We start from the raw sequence: 2,655 nt of genomic DNA on the forward strand, positions 1-2,655 counted from the left end.
GGATTTTCCAGGATGTGCACGTCCATCCGCGGCGCGTCCTTCGTGGTCGGGATGGTGTAGTTGGTGAGCGTGGGGTTGGCCATGTGGCCGTCGCGCATCACCACGTTCTCGTTGAGCGCCCAGCCCACGCCCTGCGCCGTGCCGCCCTCGATCTGCCCCACGACCATGGACGGGTGGATGGCCTTGCCGATCTCGTGGATGACGGTCACGCGCAGGGGCCGCACCTCGTACGTCACGGGGTCCAGCTCCACCTCGGCCACGTCGCACCCCCAGCCGTACGTGGCGTAGGCGTCGCCTACGTACTCCGTGTCGTCCCAGGCGATCTCCTCCGGCTTCTGGTACTGCCTGGTGATCTCCAGCGGGCCGTGCAGGCGGACGTACTCGCCGGGCGTCATCTCTCCCAGCCGCTCGCGCATCTCTTCCGCGCAGCGCTTGAGGATGTTGCCCACCACCATGCACGTCCGCGAGGCGACCGTCGGGCCGCTGTCGGGGACGAGGGACGTGTCGGGCTGCTCGATCTCCACGTTCTCGTACGGGATGCCCAGCGCGTCGGCCACGATCTGCGCGTGCATGGTGCGCGTGCCCTGGCCCATCTCCACGCTGGCCACGCGCACGCGGGCGCCCGTCTCCGTCGCTTCGAGCGTCGCCTTGGACGCGAGGTACACCTCGCCACTGCCCGTGAAGCCGCTGCCGTGGAAGAAGAGCGAGAGGCCGATGCCGCGATTGGTCCCGGCGTACTCGGCGCGCTTGCGGTGGTAGCCGGACTTTTCCACGCCGGCCCGCAGCGTCTCGATGGCGCTGCAGTCGCCGCCCATCACCTGGCCCGTGGCCGTGGTGTCGCCGGGGCGCAGGGCGTTGATCTCGCGCAGCTGCACGGGATCCATCCCCAGCGCCTCGGCGATGCGGTCCATGTGCACCTCCGTGGCAAACTGCGTCTGGGGCGCGCCAAATCCGCGGAACGCGCCGTTGGGTGGCGTGTTGGTCATCACGGCGCGGCCGTCCAGCCGCACGTGGTCGCAGCGGTACGGCCCGGCCGCGTGGATGCACCCGCGCGACAGCACGACGGGGCTGAGGGTGACGTACGCGCCGCCGTCCATCAGCACGTCGATCTCCATGGCCACCAGCCGCCCGTCGCGGGTGACGCCCGTGCGGTGGCGGATGATGGACGGATGCCGCTTGGTGGTGGCCAGCATGTCCTCCACCCGGTCGTACACCATCTTGACCGGCCGGCCGGACTTGCGCGCCAGCAGGGCCGCGTGGCCAGCGAGGATGTTGGGATACTCCTCCTTGCCGCCAAAGCCGCCGCCCGTCTCCGTCTGCACCACGCGAACGCGGTGATCCTCGATCTGCAGCAGGTGCCTGAGGGCCTTGTGCACGTAGTACGGGCACTGCATGGAGCCGTATACCGTCATCCCCCCGTTCACCTCGGGGACGGCGATGACGCCGTTGGTCTCGATGTAGACGTGCTCCTGGTGGCCGGTCCGGTACGTGCCCTCGACGATGACGTCGGCGCCTTCCATCGCCAGGTCCACGTCGCCCTTGCGGATGCGGATCTCCTTGAAGACGGTGGGCGACGTCTCCGGGTCCAGGACGGGCTCGATGGTCTCGTACTCGATGCGGACGTTCGCCTCGAGCAGCGTCTGCCGATCCGCATGCGCCAGCAGGAGAATGGGTTCGGCGTAGTGGTTGATCTCGTCCTTCACCAGGAAGGGCTGATCGTCCACGATGAGCGCCACGAAGTTGCACAGCGGGCCGGGGATGTCGCGCCAGTCGACGATCGTGAAGCCCGTGGTGTCGAAGTCCAGGTGCACGGCGCGCACGCGGCCGCGGGGAATCTCCGCGCGGATGGTGCGGCCGTAGAGCATGCCGTCGAAGTGCAGGTCGTCGACGTACCGGGCGGCGCCGGTGGTCTTGGGCATGCCGTCCTTGCGGAACACGCTGCGGCCGACGGCAGGGATCATGCGGGCATGGAGATGCGGGGGAACGCGCGCGCCGTGGCCAGGCGGCGGCCGCGGCGCGGTTGCTCGTAATCTATACGGCCGGGACGCGAGCGCGCGCAATCCGCGCCCCGCCACCGAGTTGCCGCGTGCGTGGAATCCCGTTATTCTAACCTTTCGCGTCGCACTTTTGCAATCTCCCTCCCCGCCGTTTCGCAGGTCCGCCATGCCGTCGTCCACCGCCACGCTTGTCCCGATGGAAACCATCCGCATCGACCTTCCCGACTGGGCGCACGAATACGCCGACCCCGACCGCCGCTACGCCACGGACGAGGAGCGGATGCGCCTGGCCATCGCCCTGTCGCGCGAGAACGTGGAGCGGGGCACGGGTGGCCCGTTCGGCGCGGCCATCTTCGAGGCGGAGACGGGCGCGCTCGTGGCCATCGGGATGAACAGCGTGGTGCGGCTGAACAACTGCACGCTGCACGGCGAGATGGTGGCCATCATGATGGCGCAGTCGCGGCTGGGCTGCTTCAGCCTGCGCAGCGCCGACGGCCCCGTGTACGAGCTGGTGACGAGCTGCGAGCCCTGCGCCATGTGCCTGGGCGCCAGCCTGTGGAGCGGCGTGCGGCGCGTGGTCTGCGGCGCCACGCGCGACGACGCCCTGCGGCTGAACTTCGAGGAGGGCCCCGTCTTTCCGGAGAGCCACGCGTACCTC

At 69.3% G+C, this 2,655-nt stretch carries 2 protein-coding genes; one reads left to right on the top strand and one right to left on the bottom strand.

The window, feature by feature from the left end:
* Nucleotides 1-1,961: xanthine dehydrogenase family protein molybdopterin-binding subunit (locus tag VFZ20_RS20030; protein ID WP_329685711.1), on the bottom strand; the 1,961-nt coding region annotated here is incomplete at its 3' end.
* A gap of 232 nt (nucleotides 1,962-2,193) precedes the next feature.
* Between VFZ20_RS20030 and VFZ20_RS20035 the strand changes: the two genes are divergently transcribed.
* Nucleotides 2,194-2,655 (top strand): nucleoside deaminase (locus VFZ20_RS20035; protein ID WP_329685712.1); only part of this gene is annotated, 462 nt, incomplete at its 3' end.

Source organism: Longimicrobium sp. (assembly GCF_036280135.1).
GTDB lineage: Bacteria > Gemmatimonadota > Gemmatimonadetes > Longimicrobiales > Longimicrobiaceae > Longimicrobium.